Annotated in this window: 22 protein-coding genes and 1 tRNA gene; 13 read left to right on the forward strand and 10 right to left on the reverse strand. The window is 63.3% G+C overall.

From position 1 onward, the window contains the following. Together KLP42_RS09130 and KLP42_RS09135 are read right to left on the reverse strand one after the other, a co-directional pair. On the reverse strand, positions 1-552 hold the full coding sequence (locus KLP42_RS09130; protein ID WP_215565985.1) for a GNAT family N-acetyltransferase: 552 nt from the start codon (positions 550-552) through the stop codon (positions 1-3). Next, positions 549-1352, reverse strand: coding sequence for a DUF72 domain-containing protein (locus KLP42_RS09135; RefSeq protein ID WP_215565987.1), 804 nt, complete (start codon positions 1350-1352; stop codon positions 549-551). Before KLP42_RS09135 ends, KLP42_RS09130 begins: the two co-directional genes overlap by 4 nt. Positions 1353-1402: 50 nt before the next feature. On the opposite strand from KLP42_RS09135, the gene KLP42_RS09140 reads away from it, so the two are divergent. Then, positions 1403-1702: a type II toxin-antitoxin system Phd/YefM family antitoxin gene (locus KLP42_RS09140; protein ID WP_215565989.1), complete on the forward strand. Its 300-nt coding sequence runs from the start codon at positions 1403-1405 to the stop codon at positions 1700-1702. Then, complete coding sequence (locus KLP42_RS09145; RefSeq protein ID WP_215565991.1) at positions 1699-2085, forward strand: type II toxin-antitoxin system VapC family toxin; 387 nt, start codon at positions 1699-1701, stop codon at positions 2083-2085. Before KLP42_RS09140 ends, KLP42_RS09145 begins: the two co-directional genes overlap by 4 nt. Before the next feature lie 6 nt (positions 2086-2091). Here the strand turns inward: KLP42_RS09145 and uvrA are convergent, their stop codons facing one another. Then, positions 2092-5013: an excinuclease ABC subunit UvrA gene (gene uvrA, locus KLP42_RS09150; protein WP_215565993.1), complete on the reverse strand. Its 2922-nt coding sequence runs from the start codon at positions 5011-5013 to the stop codon at positions 2092-2094. Positions 5014-5280: 267 nt separating this feature from the next. Between uvrA and KLP42_RS09155 the strand changes: the two genes are divergently transcribed. After that, a complete protein-coding gene (locus KLP42_RS09155) occupies positions 5281-5835 on the forward strand; it encodes a single-stranded DNA-binding protein (protein WP_215565995.1) in 555 nt (184 codons plus the stop codon). A 10-nt stretch (positions 5836-5845) separates the two neighbouring features. On the opposite strand, the gene KLP42_RS09160 is transcribed toward KLP42_RS09155, so the two are convergent. Beyond that, positions 5846-7033, reverse strand: coding sequence for an HPP family protein (locus KLP42_RS09160; RefSeq protein ID WP_215565997.1), 1188 nt, complete (start codon positions 7031-7033; stop codon positions 5846-5848). A gap of 125 nt (positions 7034-7158) precedes the next feature. Next, complete coding sequence (locus KLP42_RS09165) at positions 7159-7788, reverse strand: MarC family protein (RefSeq protein WP_215565999.1); 630 nt, start codon at positions 7786-7788, stop codon at positions 7159-7161. 240 nt (positions 7789-8028) lie between these two features. On the opposite strand from KLP42_RS09165, the gene gyrA reads away from it, so the two are divergent. Continuing rightward, positions 8029-10854 carry a DNA gyrase subunit A gene (gyrA, locus tag KLP42_RS09170; protein ID WP_215566001.1) on the forward strand — a complete coding sequence of 942 codons (2826 nt, stop codon included), beginning with the start codon at positions 8029-8031 and terminating at the stop codon, positions 10852-10854. 240 nt (positions 10855-11094) lie between these two features. Here gyrA and KLP42_RS27120 read toward each other — a convergent pair whose 3' ends face one another. Beyond that, the gene (locus KLP42_RS27120; protein WP_286675452.1) at positions 11095-11229 is read right to left on the reverse strand and encodes a hypothetical protein; all 135 of its coding nucleotides are present in this window, start codon (positions 11227-11229) and stop codon (positions 11095-11097) included. A gap of 596 nt (positions 11230-11825) precedes the next feature. Between KLP42_RS27120 and coaD the strand changes: the two genes are divergently transcribed. The 5 genes from coaD to tgt all read left to right on the forward strand — a co-directional run bounded on the left by coaD (position 11826) and on the right by tgt (position 15814). After that, positions 11826-12320 (forward strand): pantetheine-phosphate adenylyltransferase, encoded by a 495-nt coding sequence (coaD, locus tag KLP42_RS09175; RefSeq protein WP_215566003.1) that lies wholly within the window; start codon positions 11826-11828, stop codon positions 12318-12320. A 27-nt stretch (positions 12321-12347) separates the two neighbouring features. Next, a complete protein-coding gene (locus tag KLP42_RS09180) occupies positions 12348-12914 on the forward strand; it encodes a peptidylprolyl isomerase (protein ID WP_215566005.1) in 567 nt (188 codons plus the stop codon). A 35-nt stretch (positions 12915-12949) separates the two neighbouring features. Continuing rightward, a complete protein-coding gene (locus KLP42_RS09185) occupies positions 12950-13465 on the forward strand; it encodes a peptidylprolyl isomerase (RefSeq protein ID WP_215566007.1) in 516 nt (171 codons plus the stop codon). Positions 13466-13604: 139 nt separating this feature from the next. After that, complete coding sequence (gene queA / locus KLP42_RS09190) at positions 13605-14690, forward strand: tRNA preQ1(34) S-adenosylmethionine ribosyltransferase-isomerase QueA (RefSeq protein ID WP_215566009.1); 1086 nt, start codon at positions 13605-13607, stop codon at positions 14688-14690. Then, the gene (gene tgt, locus KLP42_RS09195; protein WP_215566011.1) at positions 14690-15814 is read left to right on the forward strand and encodes a tRNA guanosine(34) transglycosylase Tgt; all 1125 of its coding nucleotides are present in this window, start codon (positions 14690-14692) and stop codon (positions 15812-15814) included. The genes queA and tgt overlap by 1 nt, the downstream gene beginning before the upstream one ends. A gap of 21 nt (positions 15815-15835) precedes the next feature. Here tgt and KLP42_RS09200 read toward each other — a convergent pair whose 3' ends face one another. Next, positions 15836-16261 (reverse strand): DUF4864 domain-containing protein, encoded by a 426-nt coding sequence (locus KLP42_RS09200; protein ID WP_215566013.1) that lies wholly within the window; start codon positions 16259-16261, stop codon positions 15836-15838. Positions 16262-16474: 213 nt separating this feature from the next. Here KLP42_RS09200 and KLP42_RS09205 point away from each other — a divergent pair, with 213 nt between their 5' ends. Further along, a complete protein-coding gene (locus KLP42_RS09205) occupies positions 16475-17698 on the forward strand; it encodes an MFS transporter (RefSeq protein WP_215566014.1) in 1224 nt (407 codons plus the stop codon). A gap of 79 nt (positions 17699-17777) precedes the next feature. Then, complete coding sequence (locus KLP42_RS09210; RefSeq protein WP_252192912.1) at positions 17778-18341, forward strand: J domain-containing protein; 564 nt, start codon at positions 17778-17780, stop codon at positions 18339-18341. Between the two features lie 239 nt (positions 18342-18580). Here the strand turns inward: KLP42_RS09210 and KLP42_RS09215 are convergent, their stop codons facing one another. Together KLP42_RS09215 and KLP42_RS09220 are read right to left on the reverse strand one after the other, a co-directional pair. After that, positions 18581-18796, reverse strand: a complete 216-nt coding sequence (locus KLP42_RS09215) for a hypothetical protein (RefSeq protein WP_215566018.1) — start codon at positions 18794-18796, stop codon at positions 18581-18583. A gap of 163 nt (positions 18797-18959) precedes the next feature. Continuing rightward, entirely contained in the window at positions 18960-19154 is a 195-nt protein-coding gene (locus KLP42_RS09220; protein ID WP_215566021.1) for a CrpP-related protein, read from the reverse strand. A 176-nt stretch (positions 19155-19330) separates the two neighbouring features. Between KLP42_RS09220 and KLP42_RS09225 the strand changes: the two genes are divergently transcribed. Next, complete coding sequence (locus KLP42_RS09225) at positions 19331-19606, forward strand: hypothetical protein (RefSeq protein WP_215566023.1); 276 nt, start codon at positions 19331-19333, stop codon at positions 19604-19606. A 71-nt stretch (positions 19607-19677) separates the two neighbouring features. On the opposite strand, the gene KLP42_RS09230 is transcribed toward KLP42_RS09225, so the two are convergent. Next, positions 19678-19767 (reverse strand) — tRNA-Ser (locus KLP42_RS09230). Between the two features lie 250 nt (positions 19768-20017). On the opposite strand from KLP42_RS09230, the gene KLP42_RS09235 reads away from it, so the two are divergent. Further along, on the forward strand, positions 20018-21448 hold the full coding sequence (locus tag KLP42_RS09235) for a lipopolysaccharide biosynthesis protein (RefSeq protein WP_215566025.1): 1431 nt from the start codon (positions 20018-20020) through the stop codon (positions 21446-21448). Positions 21449-21460 lie beyond the last annotated feature (12 nt).

Below are 21460 nucleotides of genomic sequence, written 5' to 3' on the forward strand. Positions count from 1 at the left end.
CTATCCGGGAAAATCGAGCAGCATGGCGATGCGCCGCGCCGGATCGAGGCCCTTCAGCCCTTCACTGGCAAGGATTTGCCGCAAGCGCTCGGGGCAGGCCTCTCCTTCGATCATGCGAAAGCCGAGGCTGGCGTAAAAGGGCGCGTTGAACGGCGCGAAGCGATCGGTGGTGAGCGAGGCACCGCGAAGACCGCGCGCCGAAGCCCTGGCAAGCAGGGTCTGCATCAGGCGCCGGCCAAGCCCGCGTCGCTGCCAGTCGGGGTGAACATCCATCTCGCCGACATGCAGCCGATCCCCGGCAACGATGGCGCCCGCATAGCCGACCGGCGTGTTTCCCGCAAAGGCGGCAAACAGCAGTCCTGCATCGAGATAGGCCTGCAGTTCCTCGTCATCGCTGGCCGCGGCCTTGCCGGAAACCGCGCCGGCATTCCGCAGCGTTTCGAAGGCGGCCAGTTCGATGGCGCGCAGCGATGCGAAATCCATCCTCCCGGCCGGTCCGATACGGAGCGCGGCAGCGTCGGTGCCGCCGATAATCTCCGGCGCCGTCATCATCCCACCACCTGCTGCAACAGGCGCGCACCGTTCGGCGCGTTCACCTTGCCGCCGGTGATGAAGAAGGCAAACACATCGCGCGGCATCCTTTCCGTGCGCCGCTCCGGCGCATTCAGCGGCAGGTCGGCCGCCACATCGCCATGGGCATAAGCCTTCAGGCGCTCGCCCCAGCGCGCGACATCATCCGGTGGGTAGCAGGTCGGCACGTCATCGCTCCCCTTCTGCAGCCGGGCATAGACGAAATCGGCGGTGACATCGGCAAACATCGGATAATCGGCATGATCGGCACAGACGGCCGCCACCCTGTATTTTGCCAGCAGCTCGACAAATTCCGGCGTGCAGAAGCTCTCATGACGCGGCTCCACCACATGCCGCAGCGGCAGACCGGAAAGGGAGGATGGCAGAAGGGTCAGAAAGGCCTCGAAATCCTCCGGCTCGAATTTCTTGGTGCCCATGAACTGCCAGAGGATCGGCCCCAGATGCGGGCCGAGTTCGGCAAGGCCCTGGCCGAGGAATTTTTCGATCGACGGCCCCGCCTCGGCCAGAACCTTGCGGTTGGTACAATACCGGCTTGCCTTCAGCGAAAAGACGAAGTGATCCGGCACTTCGGCAGCCCATTTTGCGAAGGTCTCCGGCTTCTGGCTTGAATAATAGGTGCCATTCACCTCGATTGCCGTCAGTTCGCGGCTGGCAAATTCGAGCTGCCGTTTCTTCGGCAGCTTTTCCGGATAGAAGGAGCCTTCCCAGGGATCGAAGGTCCAGCCGCCGATGCCGGTGCGGATAATGCCGCTCATTGTCATGAAATGCTCCGATTGAGGCCTGTGGGTGAAAAGACTAGATTAGAGGCGAGATGAGCGCGAGGGCTGTCCATGACCGTGACCGCATTTCCAGGGCCGATACCGAATTGTCGAAGCTGATCGACCACGTTGACGCGGGCGAGGACATTGTGCTGGCCCGCGACGATGCCCCGGTTGCACGGCTGGTGGCGTTTACGGACAGGCAAAACGAAGCAGGACGGTTTCGCCGCCCCGGTACACTTGCCCATCTTCGCGACAAGCTTCCGCCAAATTTGTTCTTGGAGCCGATGTCCGAGGACGAACTGGCAGCCTGGGAAGGCAAATACTCCCATCCGGCAGATAATGGCGAATGAGACTGCTGCTTGATACCCACGCCCTCGTATGGTGGCTGTTTGATGATCCCCGCCTTGGCCGGACGGCGCGGGAGATGATCCGTTTTCCCGAAAACGAGATCATTGTGAGTTCCGTTTCCGCCTTCGAAATTGCGACCAAATATCGTCTCGGAAAATGGCCGGAGGTCGCAGAGATTGTTTCCAATTTCGAGACGCTCGAGATGACAGAGCGATTCTCGCTGCTTCCCGTCAATCATGTTCACGCCCTCCGTGCCGGACAGCTTTCCGCAGGTCATAAGGACCCATTCGACAGAGTTTTAGCCGCCCAAAGCTTGATCGAAGACGCGCCACTCGTCACATCCGACCAAGCCTTTGCCAGCTTTCCTGTCCCCACCGTCTGGTGAGGCGGGTCACTCCGCCGCCTCAACCTTCTTCATCGGCCGCCGCTCCAGAAGTTCCTTGAGGAACTGGCCCGTATAGGACCGCTTTTCCTTGACCACGTCCTCCGGGGTGCCGACCACCACCACCTCGCCGCCGCCGGTGCCACCTTCCGGGCCGATATCGATGATCCAGTCGGCGGTCTTGATGACTTCGAGATTGTGCTCGATCACCACGACGGAATTGCCCTGGTTGACCAGTTCGTGCAGCATTTCCAGAAGCTTCGCGACGTCATGGAAGTGCAGGCCGGTGGTCGGCTCGTCGAGAATGTAGAGCGTCCGGCCGGTCGAGCGTTTCGACAGTTCCTTCGCGAGCTTGACGCGCTGCGCCTCGCCGCCCGAAAGCGTATTGGCCTGCTGGCCGATCTTGATGTAGCCGAGGCCCACTTCGAACAGCGCCTGCAACTTGTCGCGCACGGCCGGCACTGCCGAGAAGAACTCCACACCTTCCTCCACCGTCATGTCCAGCACGTCGGCGATCGACTTGCCCTTGAAGGTCACATCCAGCGTTTCGCGATTGTAGCGCTTGCCGTGGCAGACATCGCAGGTGACATAGACATCCGGCAGGAAGTGCATCTCGATCTTGATGACCCCGTCGCCCTGGCAGGCCTCGCAACGGCCGCCCTTCACGTTGAACGAGAAGCGACCGGGCTGATAGCCGCGTGCCTTGGCCTCCGGCAGCCCGGCGAACCAGTCACGGATCGGCGTGAAAGCGCCGGTATAGGTGGCCGGGTTGGAACGCGGCGTGCGGCCGATCGGCGACTGGTCGATGTCGATCACCTTGTCGATGAATTCCAGCCCGTCGATGCGCTCGTGTTCCGCGGGGATTTCGCGTGCGCCCATCACCCGGCGCGCCGCCGCCTTGTAGAGCGTCTCGATCAGAAAGGTGGATTTTCCACCGCCGGAGACACCGGTGACGGCGGTAAACAGGCCAAGCGGCACCGAGGCAGTGACATTCTTCAGATTGTTGCCGCGCGCGCCGACGACCTTGATCTCCTTGCCCTTCTTCGGCTTGCGCCGCTCGGCCGGCACGGAAACGCCAAGTTCGCCGCACAGATATTTGCCGGTCAGCGATTTCGGATTGGCCATGATCTCCTGCGGCGTGCCGGCCGCCACCACCTGGCCGCCATGCACGCCGGCGGCGGGGCCGATATCGACGACATAATCGGCCGTCAGGATCGCATCCTCGTCATGCTCGACCACCAGCACCGTGTTGCCGATGTCGCGCAGGTGCTTCAGCGTGTCGAGGAGGCGCGCATTGTCGCGCTGGTGCAGGCCGATCGAGGGTTCGTCCAGCACGTAGAGAACGCCGGTCAGTCCGGAACCGATCTGCGAGGCAAGCCGGATGCGCTGGCTTTCGCCGCCGGACAGCGTTCCGGAAGCGCGCGACAGGCTCAGATAATCGAGGCCGACGTCGTTCAGGAACCGCAAACGGTCACGGATTTCCTTGAGGATGCGCACGGCGATCTCGTTCTGCTTGGCAGTCAGCCTGTCCGGCAGTGCCTCGAACCAGTCACGTGCCACCTTGATCGACATTTCGGTGACTTCCCCGATATGCAGCCGGTCGATCTTGACCGCCAGTGCCTCCGACTTCAGGCGGAAACCGCTGCAGGCGGGGCAGGGGGCGGCCGACATGTAGCGCTCGATTTCCTCGCGCGCCCAGGCGCTGTCGGTTTCCTTCCAGCGGCGCTCAAGGTTCGGCACGATGCCCTCGAAGGTCTTCGTCGTCTTGTAGGAGCGGGCGCCGTCGGCATACTGGAACTCGATCTTTTCATCGGTGCCGTGAAGGATGGCCTTCTGCGCCTCCTTCGACAGTTTCGACCAGCGATCGGTCAGCTTGAAGCCGAAGACCTTGCCGAGCCCTTCCAGCGTCTGGTTGTAGTAGGGAGAACTCGATTTGGCCCAGGGCGCGATCGCCCCGTCCTTCAGCGTCCGCTCGTGCTCCGGAACGATCAGGTTCTCGTCGACCTTCTGCTGCGCACCAAGGCCATCGCAGGTCGGGCAGGCGCCGAAGGGATTGTTGAAGGAGAACAGCCGCGGCTCGATTTCCGGAATGGTGAAGCCGGAAACCGGGCAGGCGAACTTTTCCGAAAACAGCACCCGCTCATGGGTTTCGTTCAACGACTTGTTGGCGGAACCGCCGGCCGCGGTTTCCTCCGGCGGCAGCGGCTTGTCGGCGAATTCGGCGATGGCAAGACCATCGGCGAGCTTCAGGCAGGTTTCCAGACTGTCGGCCAGACGTGCGCCGATATCCGAGCGCACCACGACGCGGTCGACCACGACGTCGATGTCATGCTTGTATTTCTTGTCGAGCGGCGGAACCTCGGCGATCTCGTAGAACTGGCCGTCGACCTTGACGCGCTGGAAGCCCTTCTTCATCAGCTCCGCCAGTTCCTTCTTGTACTCGCCCTTTCTCCCACGCACCATCGGCGCCAGGATATAGAGGCGGGTGCCTTCGCCGAGTGCAAGCACCCGGTCGACCATCTGGCTGACGGTCTGGCTTTCGATCGGAAGCCCCGTGGCCGGCGAATAGGGCACGCCGACCCGGGCGAAGAGAAGGCGCATGTAATCGTAGATCTCGGTCACCGTGCCGACGGTGGAACGCGGATTCTTCGAGGTGGTCTTCTGTTCGATGGAAATGGCCGGCGACAGCCCGTCGATCTGGTCGACATCCGGCTTCTGCATCATTTCGAGGAACTGGCGGGCATAGGCCGACAGGCTCTCGACATAGCGGCGCTGGCCTTCCGCATAGATCGTATCGAAAGCCAGCGAGGATTTTCCGGATCCCGAAAGGCCGGTCATCACGATCAGGCTGTTGCGGGGCAGATCGAGATCGATGCCCTTGAGGTTGTGCTCGCGGGCGCCGCGAATGGAAATCGTCTTGAGTTCGCTCATCGTGAAAAAGGCTCTTTGGGAGGACAAGCCCCTTATTTAGTGATCCGGCGGCTGCTGTCGAGGCAAGACTGCCGCAAGATTTGGGCTTCGACTCGCTCCTACGCAGCAGGTTGTTGACAGGATCATAGCGGAATACTAGAACAAATAAAGAACAAATTTGCCTGTGGATTAAGGCAGCATCCTCCCCTGCGGACGGGGCGGATGGTTTACACTGCTATAACCAACGGAATTGAAGTGCCGCGCGATGGCGGCAGACAAGGTGATGAGATGGCTGGCAGCGTCAACAAGGTAATCCTGATCGGGAACGTCGGGGCGGATCCGGAAATCCGCCGCACGCAGGACGGCCGGCCGATTGCCAACCTGCGCATTGCCACTTCGGAAAGCTGGCGCGACCGCAACAGCGGCGAGCGCCGGGAAAAGACCGAGTGGCACAATGTGGTGGTCTTCAACGAGGGCCTGTGCAAGGTCGTCGAGCAGTATGTGAAGAAGGGCGCGAAGCTCTACATCGAGGGCGCGCTGCAGACCCGCAAGTGGCAGGACCAGAACGGCAATGACCGCTACAGCACGGAAGTGGTGCTGCAGGGCTTCAACTCGACGCTGACGATGCTGGATGGTCGCGGCGGCGATGGTCAGGGCATGGGCGGCGGCAGTGCCGGCTATGGCGGCGGGCGCAATGCCGGCAACAGCGGCGGTGGCGATTTCGGCGGCGGCTATGACGATTACGATCGCGGCGGCCCGTCCTCCGGTTCCAGCCGTGGCAGTTCCTCCGCCGGCGGCGGCGGCGGTTTCGCCCGCGATCTGGACGACGACATTCCGTTCTGATCGATCCGCCTTACGGGATCACCAAGGCCGGCAAAGCGCTGCTTTCGCCGGCCTTTCTGTCTTCCAGCATCGCGACAAGGGCATCGGATTGCGACAGGATGCCGGCCAGCCGATTGTCTTCGCGCACCACAGGCATGTCATGCAGCCCGCCTTCGGCAAAGGCGATGATGGCATCTGCGACCGGGGTTTCCGGCCGCACGGTCTGCACCGGCGAGGTCATGATGTCCTTGACGGTATCGTTCGGCGCGCTGGCGCCGGCAAGGATCAGCCGCAGACGTTGCCCGAGCGCAATGCGCGGGCGCCCCGCCACCCAGCGCGGCTTGTGCAAAAAGTCCGTCTGCGTGACGATGCCCACCACCTGCGCCCGGTCATTGGTGACCGGCAGGGCGCGGAAGCGGTGCCTGCGCATCAGGTCATGCGCCTCCCGCAGGCTGGTATCCGGCGCCACGGCCACGACATCGCGCGACATGATGCTGGCGCAATCCACGTGCTGGGCACGACGGCGATAAGAGCGCAGCTCGGTGCGCCGCAGGATGGTTTCGAGATCGCCGCGGTCAATATCGAGAAACTGATCGTAGTCCTTCAGCACCTCGTCGAGATCCGCACTCGTAAAGCCGATGCGGGCAAGCGGCGCGGGATCCGACGTCGCGTGGTGACGGGGAGAAGGCTGCAGCCGGTGCGGATAGATGCCACCCGTCATGCGGTGGAAGACGAGAGCGCCGGCCAGCAGCATGAGCGAATTTCCCAGCACGGGCCATGCCACGAAGCCGAAGCCGAGGTCGCGCACGGCGGCGCCACCAACGACTGCGGTCAAGGCCACCGCGCCGCCCGGCGGATGAAGGCAGCGGCAGGCGGTCATGACGGCAATCGCCAGGCTGACGGCGAGCGCTGCCGCCAGCACCGGGTCGGAAACGAGCGCCGCCACACCAACGCCCGCCAGGGCAGACAGGCTGTTGCCGCCGACCACCGACCAGGGCTGGGCGAGCGGGCTGGATGGGACGGCGAAAAGAAGCACGGCTGATGCTCCCATCGGCGCGATCACTGCGGGTGCGGGCAGACCCTGCCGCAGCGCCAGAATGCCGCCGAGGGCCGTCAGCGCAATGCCGGCGAGTGCGCCAAGCGGCGCGCGAATACGTTCCTTCAGGCTGAGTTGCGGTGCAGCGGGCAGGATGCGGTCGAGAAGCGAGAGGCGTGTCATGTCAAAAGAACTTGCTGTCGGAAGGAGGAACATCCTGGCTACTCGCCCCTGTCGGGCGCAGAGAAAGTCACAGGCTGTTGCGGCGTGCGGGACAGCCCAGGAAATAGGGCTGTCGCGGCGGAAGATCAGAGGGCAAACGCCGAGCGTATGCCATCCACCACAAACTGCACCGAGAGGGCGGCGAGCAGCACGCCGAGCAGGCGCGTCAGAAGCGCGCGGCCGGTGACGCCGAGAAAGCGGTCGAGGCGTTGCGCCACCATCAGCGCGGCAAGCACCGTGGCCATGGCGATTGCCAGCATCAAGATCAGGATTGCCCGGTCGAGCGGCGCGGCGAAGGAGCCGGCCAGCAGCACGGTGGCGGAGATCGCGCCAGGTCCGGCAATCAATGGCAGGGCCAGCGGAAAGACGGCAATGTTCTGGATGTGGTCGATGGTGATCGCCACCTTGGAGGTCTCCTCCTTGCGGTCGTTGCGTCGCTGGAAGATCATCTCGAAGGCGATCCAGAACAAAAGCAGTCCGCCGGCAATGCGGAAGGCGCCCATGGAAATGCCGAGCACCGAGAGAATGCCGGCGCCGAACAGCGCAAACACGGTGAGGATGGCAAAGGCAATCAGCGTGCCGCGCAGCGCCACCTGCCGCCGCTGGGCGGTGTCGAGCCCTGCCGTCAGCCCGAGAAAGATCGGCGCCAGCCCCGGCGGGTCAAGTGTCACGAGAAGCGTCGTGAAGGCGCTCATGATGCTGTCGGCCGTGGTCATCGACGGACCTCCCTTTCGCTTGCCTGCCCGGGCATGTCTGTCATGCCTGCCATGCCTTGCTTGCCGCAATGGCTCCACATTGATAGAACAGTCGCATGAAGGAAAGGCTTCATCGCGCCAAAAGGCGAGGGCGCGCGCCACCGGCGCAAAAGCCTGTTTAAAACCGGGCGGCAAATTGGCGTTTGCGCTGCCCTTCCGCTATAAAGAAGCAACTGATTCCGAACAGAGATCGTATCCGATTTGACTGAGCAGAGCACCCCCGGCGGCGGAAAGCTGCCTCCCGGCATCGAACCTATTTCCATCATGGAGGAGATGCAGCGCTCCTACCTCGATTACGCCATGAGCGTGATCGTGAGCCGCGCGCTGCCCGATGTGCGCGACGGTTTGAAGCCGGTTCATCGTCGCATCCTCTACGGAATGTCCGAGCTGGGCATCGACTGGAACAAGAAATACGTCAAATGCGCCCGCGTGACCGGGGACGTGATGGGTAAATACCATCCGCACGGCAATGCGGCGATCTATGACGCGCTGGCGCGCATGGCGCAGGACTGGTCGCTGCGCCTGCCGCTGATCGACGGTCAGGGCAATTTCGGCTCCATCGACGGCGACCCGCCGGCGGCCGAACGCTATACCGAGTGCCGCCTGCAGAAGGCTGCCCATTCGCTGCTCGACGATCTCGACAAGGAAACCGTCGATTTCCGCGACAACTACGACGGAACACTGTCCGAACCGGTTGTTGTGCCGGCTAAGTTTCCGAACCTTCTGGTCAATGGCGCAGGCGGCATCGCGGTCGGCATGGCGACCAATATCCCGCCGCACAATCTCAGCGAAGTGATCGACGGCTGCATCGCCATCATCGACAATCCGGCCATCGAACTGCCGGAACTTATGCAGATCATTCCCGGACCGGATTTCCCGACGGGCGCGCTGATCCTCGGCCGTTCCGGCATCAAGGCCGCCTACGAGACCGGTCGCGGCTCCGTAATCATGCGCGGCAAGGCCCGCGTCGAGCCGATGCGCGGCGACCGCGAGCAGATCATCATTTCCGAAGTTCCCTATCAGGTGAACAAGGCGACGATGATTGAAAAGATTGCCGAACTGGTGCGCGAGAAGCGCATCGAAGGCATTTCCGACCTGCGCGACGAAAGCGACCGCCAGGGCTATCGCGTGGTCATCGAGCTGAAGCGCGATGCCAATGCCGAAGTCATCCTGAACCAGCTCTATCGCTACACGCCGCTGCAGACCTCGTTCGGCTGCAACATGGTGGCGCTGAACGGCGGCAAGCCGGAACAGCTGACGCTGATCGACATGCTGAAGGCCTTCGTGACCTTCCGGGAAGAGGTCGTTAGCCGGCGCACGAAGTATCTTCTGCGCAAGGCCCGCGAGCGTGCCCACGTCTTGGTCGGTCTAGCGATTTCCGTCGCCAATATTGACGAAGTGATCAACCTGATCCGCCGCGCGCCGGACCCGCAGACGGCCCGCGAACAGCTGATGGAACGGCGCTGGCCAGCCCATGATGTCGAGGCGCTGATCCGCCTGATCGACGATCCGCGCCATCGCATCAACGAGGACGGCACCTACAATCTCTCGGAAGAGCAGGCGCGCGCCATCCTCGAATTGCGTCTCGCCCGCCTGACGGCGCTCGGCCGCGACGAAATCGCCGACGAGTTGAACAAGATCGGCGCCGAGATCAGCGACTATCTCGACATTCTCTCCTCGCGCCTGCGCATCCAGCAGATCGTGAAGGACGAATTGACCGCCGTTCGCGACGAGTTCGGCACGCCGCGCCGCACCGAAATCATGGATGGCGGCCCGGACATGGACGATGAAGACCTCATCGCCCGCGAGGAAATGGTCGTCACCGTCTCGCATCTCGGCTATATCAAGCGCGTGCCGCTGACCACCTACCGCGCCCAGCGTCGCGGCGGCAAGGGCCGCTCCGGCATGGCGACGCGCGACGAGGATTTCGTCACGCGCCTGTTCGTGGCTAACACCCACACGCCGGTACTGTTCTTCTCCTCGCGCGGCATCGTCTACAAGGAAAAGGTCTGGCGCCTGCCGATCGGCACGCCGCAATCTCGCGGCAAGGCGCTGATCAACATGCTGCCGCTGGAACCCGGCGAGCGCATCACCACCATCATGCCGCTGCCCGAGGACGAAAAGAGCTGGGAGAACCTCGACGTGATGTTCTCCACGACGCGCGGCACCGTGCGTCGCAACAAGCTGTCCGACTTCATCCAGGTCAACCGCAACGGCAAGATCGCGATGAAACTGGAGGAAGAGGGCGACGAGATTCTTTCCGTCGAAACCTGCTCGCCACCAAATCCGGATCTCAATCTGCCGGGTGACGACGTTCTGCTGACCACGGCACTCGGTCAGTGCATCCGCTTCCCCGTCGATGATGTCCGTGTCTTTGCGGGTCGCAATTCGATCGGCGTGCGCGGCATCACGCTGGCAGATGGCGACCGTCTGATCTCCATGACGATTGTCGGCCATGTGGATGCGGAACCCTGGGAGCGGGCGGCCTACCTGAAGCGTTCGGCCGCAGAGCGCCGTGCCGCCGGTGTCGATGAAGAGGATATCGCTCTCGTCGGCGAGGAGGTGACCGAGGAAGGTCAGCTCAGCGACGAGCGCTACGACTATCTGAAGGCGCAGGAGCAGTTCGTTCTGACCATCTCCGAACGCGGCTTCGGCAAGCGCTCCTCGTCCTACGACTTCCGCACCTCGGGTCGTGGCGGCAAGGGCATCCGTGCCACCGACACCTCGAAGACCGCGGAAATCGGCGAACTTGTCGCCGCCTTCCCGGTCGACGACAAGGACCAGCTGATGCTGGTCTCCAATGGTGGCCAGCTGATCCGCGTGCCCGTCGATGGCATCCGCATCGCCAGCCGCGCCACCAAGGGCGTCACCATCTTCTCCACCGCCAAGGACGAGAAGGTTGTCTCCGTCGAGCGCATCAGCGAGCCGGAGGGCGATGACGAGGCGGGCGTTCTGCCGGAGGAAGTGACCGCGGAAACCGGCGATCTCGGCGCTGCCGCGCCGCAAGGCGAGGGCGGGGCCGAATAGGGCCTGCCTCAACCGGCGTCCACGCGCCGTGGCGATATAAAGGATGACACAAAAGGCCGCGCTTCGAAGGAAGGCGCGGCCTTTTCATGTCGATCACGCGGCAAAGGGCTGGGAGAGACGGGGCCGCAGCGCGCAATACTTGCCCGGGCACGGACGGACAGCACGTCAACGAAAAAAGCCGGGGCCACAGGGCCACCGGCTGTTTCTGGGAGGACCGGCAAGAGCCGGGCTGCGGATCGTTCAGAATGCGCTGTGCCGGCGGGCAAAATCGCGAAGATTCTGCCGTTCGCGGCGAAGGTCGGCGATGGCGGAGGTCACGGATGCGACGAACATGGTGCTGATGGAACCGGCAAGCACAATCATCGTAACGTACATCGGATCTCCTTTCGTCCGTGGCGACCTCAGTAGTAGGGCTGCTCCACCACGTGGCCGGTCATCTGGGTAAACTGTGCACTGGTGGGGTTGGACTTCCCCTGGTAGAGCGTCACGGTAGCAGTCATCATGACTGCGATCACGGCCGTCCATACCACGTTGATCATGGTAATCGTGTCGGGCATGACCGTTTTTCTCTTGGCGAACATTTCCAACTTCCTTTTCGCTGTCCAGAACGCGGATCGCGTCCGGGGGTTCCGCATTATCGTGACTGGTACTTACAGAAGCGCCGCTGAAGCCTCCCTGAAAGCGCCGTTCATCTGGCGTTCAGGATTCGGTAAGGTTTTGGGCAGGGCCTCCGATCGAGGAACAGGATCTCGGCCGCCAGCGAGAGGGCTGCTGCAGCCAGCATCATGATGACGAGCATGGGCATTTCTCCACTGGCTGCGGGTCGATGACCCCGTTTCGATGGTCCGATGAAAGCATGCGGGGCCTGAAACGGCCTTGAACGGGCCATTCATCCGTCGTTCACGTGGCTCACCGCTTGCACGCGGCGGGCGTCCGTGACACAAGGCGTGCAGACCGTCAGGCGAGGTGCAATGAGGACAGCCTTCTATCCGGGATCCTTCGATCCGATGACGAATGGCCATCTGGATGTGCTCATCCAGGCGCTGAATGTGGCAGACCGGCTGACGGTTGCGATTGGCGTTCATCCGGGCAAGGTGCCGATGTTTTCGTTCGAGGAGCGGGCCGATCTCATTCGTCGTTCGCTGGAAGCAGTGCTGCCGGCGCGGGTCGCGATGCTGGATGTGGTCGCTTTCGACGGACTGGTGGTGCAGGCGGCGCGCGAACACGGGGCAAGTCTCCTGATCCGCGGCCTTCGGGACGGAACCGATCTCGATTACGAAATGCAGATGGCCGGCATGAATGCGCAGATGGCGCCAGACATCCAGACGGTCTTCCTGCCGGCGGGCACGGCGTCGCGGCCCATTACGGCCACATTGGTTCGCCAGATCGCCGCCATGGGCGGTGACGTGCGGGCTTTCGTACCGTCTCCCGTTCTCGACGCCCTGAACCGGAAGCTGAAGCGCTGAGCGCATTTTGAAACACGGAGTTCCCGCATGAAACTTGTCACCCTCGCCCTGGCCGGCGCCATGGCCGTTGCGTCCTTCGCATCGAGTGCGCTGGCCGCCGCAGACGATTTCCTGACCATCCAGCTGAAGGACGGCCCCGTCGTCATCCAGCTGATGCCCGAGGTCGCGCCCAAGCATGTCGCCCAGGTCAAGAAGCTCGCCGCCGAAGGCAAGTATGACAACGTGGCCTTCCACCGCGTGATCGACGGTTTCATGGCCCAGACCGGCGACGTGCAGTATGGCAACATGGCCAAGGGTTTCGATGCCCGCCGCGTCGGCACCGGAGCATCCGAGCTGCCAGACATCCCGGCAGAATTCTCGAAGGTTCCCTTCGAGCGCGGCACCATCGGCATGGCCCGCTCGCAGAATCCCAATTCCGCCAATTCGCAGTTCTTCATCATGTTCGATCAGGGCTCGTTCCTGAACGGCCAGTACACCGTCATCGGCAAGGTCGTGTCCGGCATGGAAAATGTCGACAAGATCAAGCGCGGCCAGGGCGGCAATGGCGAAGTTTCCAATCCCGACCGGATGATCAAGGTCACCGTCGGGAAATAACGGGCGGCAAGCCCCAACATCTCAAGGAGAGAAACATGGCCGAGATCAAGGATCCGGAAAACACCATCATCATGGAAACCACGAAGGGCAAGGTCGTGATCGCCCTGATGCCGGATCTCGCGCCCGGCCATGTGGCCCGCGTCAAGGAACTGACCCGCGAAGGCGCCTATGACGGCGTGGTGTTCCACCGCGTGATTGCCGATTTCATGGCACAGACCGGCGATGTGAAGTTCGGCAAGAAGGGCGGCGAGCACTTCAATCCGGGCCGCGCCGGCATGGGCGGCTCCGACAAGCCTGACCTGAAGGCCGAATTCTCCGCCGTGCCGCATGTACGCGGCACCTGCTCCATGGCACGCGCCCAGAACCCGAACTCGGCCAATTCGCAGTTTTTCATCTGCTTCACCGATGCACCCTGGCTGAACAAGCAGTACAGCGTCTGGGGCCAGGTCGTCGAAGGCATGGACGTCATCGACCAGGTCAAGAAGGGCGAGCCGGTTTCCGATCCGGATTCGATCGTGTCGATGAAGGTCGCGGCCGACATCGCGGCCTGATCCCGCGATCTGGCACATAATCGGGCGCTCCGGCTCTGCCGGGGCGCTTTTCTTTTCGGGCATCTGGCTTTATCAGCGGCGCAGGCCCGTGAAGGCCAGATGACATCAGCATCACAGCCAGGAGCATTCGGTTTAGACCATGCGCGTAGACCTGTTCGATTTCGACCTGCCGGAGGAAAACATTGCGCTGAGGCCCGCAAGCCCGCGCGACAGCGCCCGCCTGCTCGTCGTCCAGCCGGACGGGGCGACCCTGTTTCAGGATCACGTGGTGCGCGACCTGCCGTCCTTCCTGCGACCCGGCGATGCGCTGGTGTTCAACGACACGAAGGTCATCCCGGCCCAGCTGGAAGGTGTCCGCTCGCGCGAGGGAGCTCCGGACCTCCATGTTTCGGCGACGCTGCACATGCGCACCGCCCCGGATTGCTGGAAGGCCTTTGCCAAGCCCGGCAAGCGGCTGAAGATCGGCGATCGCATCCGTTTCGGCCATTCCGGCAGCACCTGCTTCCTCGGCACGCTGGATGCGGTGCTGGAGGAAAAGGGCGATGGCGGGGAGGTGACGCTCCGGTTCGATCTTTCGGGTCCCTCGCTCGACGAGGCGATCATGGCCGTCGGGCATATTCCGCTTCCGCCCTATATCGCTGCCAAGCGCCCGGAAGACGAACAGGACAGCCGCGACTACCAGACGATCTATGCCCGCGAGGAGGGTGCGGTTGCGGCGCCGACTGCCGGCCTGCATTTCACGCCGGATCTGTTTGCAGCACTGGATGCGGCCGGCATCGAGCGGCATTTCGTGACGCTGCATGTGGGCGCCGGAACCTTTCTCCCGGTCAAGGCAGACGATACCGCCGAACACAAGATGCATTCCGAGATCGGCCATGTGCCGGCATCCACCGCCGAAGCGCTGAATGCGGTCCGGGCGCGGGGAGGGCGGATCGTCTCCGTCGGCACGACCTCGCTCCGGCTTCTGGAAAGTGCGGCTGCCGAGGACGGTACGATCAAGGTCTGGTCCGGCGCCACCGATATCTTCATCACCCCCGGCTATCGTTTCCGCGCCGTCGATGTGCTGATGACCAATTTCCACCTGCCGCGCTCGACGCTCTTCATGCTGGTCTCCGCCTTCGCCGGGCTGGACACCATGCGCGCGGCCTATACCCATGCGATTTCCACGGGCTATCGCTTCTATTCCTATGGCGATTCCAGCCTGCTCTTCCGGAAGACCATCTGATGACCACCGAAAACTTCCAGTTCACCCTGAAGGCCACCGACGGCAAGGCGCGCCTTGGCGAAATCTCCATGCCGCGCGGCACGATCCGCACACCGGCCTTCATGCCGGTCGGCACCGTCGGCACGGTCAAGGCCATGTATCTCGATCAAGTGCGGGAAGGCGGGGCCGACATCATTCTCGGCAATACCTACCATCTGATGCTGCGGCCCGGCCCGGAGCGTGTGGCGCGGCTTGGCGGTCTGCACGAGCTGATCCGCTGGCCGGAACCGATCCTGACCGATAGCGGCGGCTTCCAGGTGATGTCGCTGTCTGGCCTGCGCAAGCTCGACGAGAAGGGCGTCACCTTCAAGAGCCATGTCGACGGCAGCACGCATCACATGTCGCCGGAGCGCTCGATCGAGATCCAGGGCCTGCTCGACAGTGACATCCAGATGCAACTCGATGAATGCGTGGCGCTTCCGGCAGAGCCGAAGGAGATCGAACGCGCGATGGAGCTTTCGCTGCGCTGGGCAGAGCGTTGCAAGATCGCCTTCGGCAACCAGCCGGGCAAGGCGATGTTCGGCATCGTCCAGGGCGGCGACCAGCTGGCACTGCGCGTACGCTCCGCCGAAGGGCTGAAGGCGCTGGATCTGAAGGGTTATGCGGTCGGCGGACTGGCGGTCGGCGAGCCGCAGGCGGTTATGCTGGACATGCTCAACATCACACTGCCGGTGCTGCCGACGGAAAAGCCGCGCTATCTGATGGGCGTCGGCACCCCGGACGATATCCTGAAGTCTGTTGCCTGCGGCATCGACATGTTCGACTGCGTGATGCCGACCCGTTCGGGGCGCCATGGTCTCGCCTTCACCCGCAAGGGCAAGGTGAATATCCGCAACGCCAAGCATGCCGAAGACATGCGGCCGCTCGACGAGCAGTCGAACTGCCCGGCGACACGCGATTATTCGCGCGCCTATCTGCACCACCTGGTGCGCTCAAACGAGGCGCTGGGCGGCATGCTGCTCTCCTGGAACAATCTTTCCTATTACCAGGAACTGATGCAGGGCATCCGCAAGGCGATTGCCGAGGGCCGTTACGAGGATTTCATGGCCGAAACGCAGGAAGCCTGGGCACGTGGCGACGACTGAGCGACGGATCTTCTATCGTCATCAGATGCCGGTGCTTGCGGTCTTTTCAAGCACCCGCACGCCGTTCACCTTATAGCTGCCGTCATCCTGCAGGCGCATCTCGTAGATCGCGCTCCAGTCCTTGGCATCGCGGCCGGTGACGATCACTTCCTGCAGCACCAGTTCGCCGCCGGCAACCGCCTTGGCGCGCCCGAAGGCATAACGGCCGGGCTGCGAGAGCGGCGCATACTGTCGGCGCACCATGTCGAGGAAGCGGCCCTCGCTGGGGAAGAGGCTGCGGATGGCGGGGGAGGCGAAGGCATAGGCTTCGCGTGCATTGCCGGCCATCAACGCGGTGATCTGGCTGGAAATGATCTTCTGCGCATCGGCGACCGGATCCTCGGCCAGAGCCGAGGGTCCGCCGGCGAGGCCCAGCAGAAGAACAGCATGGAAAGGTCGAAACGCCATGCGCACATTCTCCTTCTCGTGAACCTTTGAGACTACGCCATTTTCCGGCGAAGGGAAGCGATGTCGCCCCTGCGCCGCTGGCGGCAACTGTCGCCATGGTGTCACTACGCCGCCAATAGTGCGGCCGATCACCGATCCGCTTCTGTTCCGGGCTTGTTCTTGCCCCGCACGAATGCGACAGAAGATCGCCTATCCCGCCCCCGGACATTCCCCATGATGATTCTCGCGCCGCCCGCGCTCCTGTTCTTTTGCAATGCGCTGCTGTTCGTTTCGCTCTTCACCCGCCTTCCGGCGATCCAGGAGACGCTGGGCGTGGACAAGGCCGTGCTGGGGCTCGCCCTGCTCGGCGCGCCGGTTGGCACCTTCATGGCGCTGCCGCTTGCCGGGCGCGTGACGGAACGGCTGACGCCGCGCGTGGCGGCCCCGCTGATGCTGGCGGTGGCCGGCCTGATCACGCCGCTTCTGACGGTGGCGCCAGTCTGGGGCTTCTTCCTGCTGTTCCTGCTGTTCGGCTTTTTCCGCACCATTCATGATGTGGCGGCCAACATGATCTCGACCGGCATCGAAAAGCGCACCGGCCAGAAGGTGCTGTCGCGCAGCCATGGCTTCTGGTCGATCGGTCTGCTGGTCGGGTCGCTGATTTCCGGCGTTCTGGCGGGACGCGAAGTTTCGCCGCTCGTGCATCAGTGCGCCGCCGCCGTGGTGGTGGCGATCAGCTGCCTGATCGTGCTGCGCATCGCCCCGGTCGAACCGCGCCAGCCACGCGCGCCATCGGCCGGGCGCCGGCCCGTCTTCGTGCTGCCGGACCGGATCATCGTCATGATCTGCATCATGGTCTTCGGCATCGGCATCAGCGAAGGCGCCGTCTATGACTGGGGCATCTTCTATCTTCGCGAGGTGCTGCAGGCGGATGCGACGACCGCCGGCGTGCTCTATGCGGGCTTCACCGTCGGCATGGGCGCCACGCGACTAGTGGGCGACAGGTTGCGCGAGCGCTTCCGGCCGCTGGTGCTGGTGCGCGGTTCCGCCACCTGCGTGGCAATCGGCCTCGCTATCCTGCTTTCGACCAGTGGCCTGCCGCTGGCCGCCCTTGGTCTCTTCCTCATGGGCTGCGGCGTGGCGCTCGGCTTTCCGCTGGCGGTTGCCACGACCATCGAACTGGGGCGCGGGCCGGCGGCGGACAATCTGGCTGCCCTGTCGCTGACGCTGCTGCTCTCAAGTATCGGCGTGCCGCCGCTGCTGGGCTTCGTTGCCGAACATGTGGGACTGGCCGCAAGCTTCGCCTTGCTCTTGCCCTTCCTCTGTCTCAGCTTCATCATGGCACCGGTGGCGCAGGGGCGCGTGCCGCGCCTGCTCCAGCGCCTCGTGCCAATGGCAAAGGCTGGGGAAAAGGGCAGTCCGGCCCCCGTTTTGCCACAGGATGCGGTAAGGGATTGATCCCTTCCGGCGAATGAGACGACGAGAGGTAACCTTGGATAGCCAGACGCCCGGTGGAACCGTGACAGATCCCTACAAGATGCTTGGCGTGCCGCGCGATGCCGATGGCCCGGCAATCAAATCCGCCTATCGCCACCGGGCAAAGAGCGCGCATCCGGATTCCGGCGGCGATGTCGAGACTTTTTCCAAGCTGAAGGCCTCCTACGAACTGCTGCTCGATCCTGTCCGCCGCAAGATCTACGATGACACCGGCTTTGATCCACAACTGACGGATGCCAAGGATCTCGAAGGCCTGATGATGCTCGACGCGCTGGTCAACGATATCATTCTGGACGAGCGCCAGCCCGGCAGCTTCGATCCGGTGGCCGCCATGCGCCGCAAGCTGACCGACCGCATCGTCAACACCCGCTTCCACATTCTGGAACTGGAGCGGCACCGCGGCCGCATTCGCAATCACATGGACCGCATCGGCCGCCGGCCGGAAAGCGATGTTCTCGGCCGCATGCTGTCTGCCCGTTGCGATGCGATCGCCGATGCCATGAGCAAGGCGGAGGCCGAGATCAAGGTGATCGAGCAGGCCTATTCCATGCTGGAAGGCTATTCCTACGAACTGGATGTCGAACTGCCGAAGGCGGCGGAATAAGGCTTCGGACGACACCCGCAAAACAGCGGAAAACTGCTGGAGCCGGACCGGACGGGTGAGAAGCTCGCCTGCCAATCCGTCGGCCATGGGCAGAAAGCGGAAAAATGCCCATGTTCTCCATCGCCGTCGCGTCCGCTTGACACGGCCCGGATCCGGTTTCCCAACCCGCGGGCGATGTTTCCGTTCCCGTCACTGCCTGTTCGGCCCGCCGCTGCCGGCGACCTTACTGATAGCCGACCTTACTGATAGAAAAGCGCGTCTTCGGCGGTGCCATTCTGCTGCGCCAGCCGCAGAACGTAATCCTCGGCGGCATCGGCCAGCGTCAATGCGATTTCCGCCTCCTCCAGACCTTTGGCCCGCAGCGCGGCGATCAGATCCAGCATGGCCGCCTCCACCTGGAAGCGGCGACAGATATCGAGTTCGGCCTCTTCGGCGAAGATATGTCTCTGACCCATGGACGTCAGCTCCTTGTCCGTGCCGCAAGGATGACACAGACGAGGCGGCGTTCAAGCTTATGCTTGCGGAAGGGTTAACCGATTTTCACCCTGTGCCGCAGCGAGACAGGGTCGCCGCATCCCGGGACATCGGTCTTCGACAACGCCACGTTGCGACAGGTCTTCAATGACGGCTGGCATCTTCGATGCTCCAGCCAAACGCCCAGGCCTCGCACTTTTCCTGCCATTCCGCCAAAGGCACGCCGTATCGGGCAGGGCGCCTGGCCAGCAGCGGGTTGTCTGTTGGGCGCAGCCCCAGAACGCGGGCGCTCATGCCTCGCTGCTGCCAGTCGAGAACAACATTCATGTCATTCACCATTGTCCGATCCTCATGATCCTGTCGGCGCCACATGACGCACATTTGCGACAGACAATCAGATGATCCACCAGGCTTGCGTGAAGCTGATCAGTTCTCGGCTTCTGCAGGACCCTCATGGTGCAACAATCGGAACCGACGTGCCTGTCGACTGTTTCGCCATCAAAGGGAGATTGACCATGACAGCCGAACACCGCGACACCAAGCCCACCGCCACCAGCAGCCTGCTGACGGAACTCGGACTGAAACGTCCGGAACAGGCCGAACCGGAGGCAAGAGGCACCGAAGCTTTGCCAGATCCTGTAGCGCCAACGCGCGCAACGTCCGAACCGCGGCACGACCTTGCCCGCGAGGCCGCGGAGCATGAGGCCCGCATGACAGAAGCACAAAACCGCGCCACCGAAAAACCCGAAGGCCTGGCGCCGGGCGGCATGCCGACTGCGGCGCCGGATTGAGGAACATGCTGCCGTTCGAGCGGCCATAGCTTGGCCAACCGGTGTGACGCCACCTTCGGCAATGTGTGCGATGGCGGAAGAGGTGGGATTCGAACCCACGGTACGGTCTCCCGCACGCCGGTTTTCAAGACCGGTTCCTTAAACCACTCGGACACTCTTCCGCATGCCTTCGGCGCCATGCGCCGCGGTTCGGGGTCGGGTTTATCGTGCGGGCCGGGGTGGCGTCAACTGGAGATCGCGCCTGTCGTGGCCGAAGGCGTTGCGCGCTCGCAGCATGATTTCTCTTGCAGTGCAGCAAGCCTGCCCTAGATCGGCCATGGAATGACGTTTCCCTGCCATCGTCTGCAGCGGACGGCAGACGGCAACCCTGGCTGCGCGGTGCGGCCGGTGGCGCGGGTCAGGAGAGGGTGGATGGCAGAGCAGCGGAAGACCTTGACCAGCGTCGTCTGGAGCATTTCCTCCAAGATTGCCATCTTCACCCTGAAGTTCATCAGCGTTCCGATCCTGGCCCGTTACCTCGAACCGGAGGAACTGGGCATGGTGGCGAGCGGCATGATCGTCATCACCTTCCTGCTGATGTTTGCCGGGGCGGGCCTGACGGCCGGGCTGATCCGCGATGCGCGCGAAGATGTCGTCAGCGATGACACCGTCTTCTGGACCAATCTCGGCGTCTCCATCCTGCTGGCGCTTGCCGTGTTCGTCTGGGCAGATCCGCTGGCGACGCTGCTGGGGGCGCCGCAGGCCAGCTGGCTGCTGCAGGTCTTCTCGCCGCTCTTCGTGCTCTATCTCGGGCCGGATGTGGCAAGCTCTCAACTGGCACGGCGCATGGCGTTTGATCGCGACGCCTTCGTCACCGTGGTGGCGGAAGCACTGGGAGCGATCGCGGCGATTGCCGTGGTGCTGGGCGGCTTCGGCATCTGGGCCCTGATCGCCCAGCTCTATGTCAGCGCCGTCCTGCGCTTCGTCGGCCTGTTTCTGGCCGCGGCCTATCTGCCGGGCCTGCATTTTTCCTCGATCGAACTGAAGCGGCACATGGGCTATGGCATCCGGCTGGTGGGGGCGGATTTCGTCAATTTCCTCTCCTTTCAGTCGCCCATCGTCATCATCACCCGCATGCTCGGCCTGCCGCAGGCCGGCACCTTCAATCTCACCAACCGGCTTTCCGATCTGCCGAACCAGATCGTGCTGACCGGGCTGATGAGCGTGCTGTTTCCCTCGTTCAGCCGCCTGAACGAGGACAATGCGCGCCAGGCAGAGGTGCTGTCGCGCACGACGCGCGCCACGACGCTGCTGCTGGCGCCGATGCTGTTCGGGATCTGGGCCGTCTCGGAGCCGGCGATGACGGTGGTGTTCGGCGAGAAATGGGCCTTTGCAGCGCCGGTGCTGGGCCTGCTGGCCGTCTCCAAGGGCATCATGTCGCCCTGCGGCAGCTTCATTCCCTACCTGAAGGCGACCGGCCATGCCTCCGTGCTCTGGTGGTTCGGCCTGGGACGGGCCATCACCGTGGTGGCTGCGATGACGCTCGGCGCCTGGCTGAACGGGCTGGAGGGGCTGTGCCTCGCGCTCTGCATCGCCAATGTGTTCGTGCTGCTCGCCTACCTCGCGGTGGTGCTCAAGGTGGCGCGGCTGCCGCTTGCTCAGGGGATGCGCGATACACTTCTGCCGCTCGCGGTTGCCGCGGCCATGGCGGTCGCGGTAAGGCTTGCGCAGTCGGAAGGGTGGCTCGCGCTCCAGGGCGCCGTGCTGCAGCTTGCCGCGGGCGTCGCGCTTGGCGGCATCGTCTATGCCGTGCTGCTGGCGCTCACCCAGCGGCGGCTGGTGCTTGATCTCGTGCGGCGCTGACCGGCTCTGGCC

The organism is Rhizobium sp. CSW-27, assembly GCF_018760785.1.
In the GTDB taxonomy this organism is placed as follows: domain Bacteria; phylum Pseudomonadota; class Alphaproteobacteria; order Rhizobiales; family Rhizobiaceae; genus Neorhizobium.